The organism is Bradyrhizobium sp. 142 (assembly GCF_023074015.1).
GTDB lineage: Bacteria > Pseudomonadota > Alphaproteobacteria > Rhizobiales > Xanthobacteraceae > Bradyrhizobium.
On sequence record NZ_JADPKQ010000009.1, the window covers coordinates 1 to 579 of the forward strand.

The window sequence follows — 579 nt, forward strand, 5'->3', positions numbered from 1 at the left end:
CATTATGCCGGCGAGAGCCAACAGAAACGACATCGGTACCAAGTTAAAGTCGAACATCCTGGACCGAAGCCCTTGCGCCCCCGTGTCGCAGGCTTATGTGAGGAGCGGTTAGCACTCGCCCGATGTGACTGCCAATCCAGAAATAATCACAAGCCAAGGAGGAACGTATGAAATTCCGTCCGCTTCACGACCGCGTCGTGGTCAAGCGCATCGACGCCGAAGACAAGACCGCTGGCGGCATCATCATTCCGGACACTGCCAAGGAAAAGCCCTCGCAGGGCGAAGTCGTCGCTGTCGGCCCCGGCGGCCATGACGAAGCCGGCAAGCTGATCCCGCTCGACCTCACGGTCGGCGACCGCGTGCTGTTCGGCAAGTGGTCGGGCACGGAGGTCAAGCTCGATGGTCAGGAACTGCTGATCATGAAGGAAAGCGACATCATGGGCGTTCTCACCGATCTGCCCGCCGCCAAGAAGAAGGTCGCGTAAGCGCCAGCCAGTTCTCCTCATCCTGGGGCCTCGGCGCAGCCGGGTTCTCGAAGGATAAGGCCCGCAATTCGAATCTCATCCCTCAAGAGCCCGC

General features: G+C 60.3%; 1 protein-coding gene. It reads left to right on the forward strand.

The genetic code is table 11. The features are described from left to right. Positions 1–167 precede the first annotated feature (167 nt). A complete protein-coding gene (locus IVA82_RS00950; RefSeq protein ID WP_247384825.1) occupies positions 168–485 on the forward strand; it encodes a co-chaperone GroES in 318 nt (105 codons plus the stop codon). Positions 486–579: the final 94 nt, after the last annotated feature.

What these genes read in the sequence shown, in the direction of transcription:
- IVA82_RS00950 (WP_247384825.1), top strand. Translation starts at nt 168, where the DNA reads ATGAAATTCCGTCCGCTTCACGACCGCGTCGTGGTCAAGCGCATCGAC.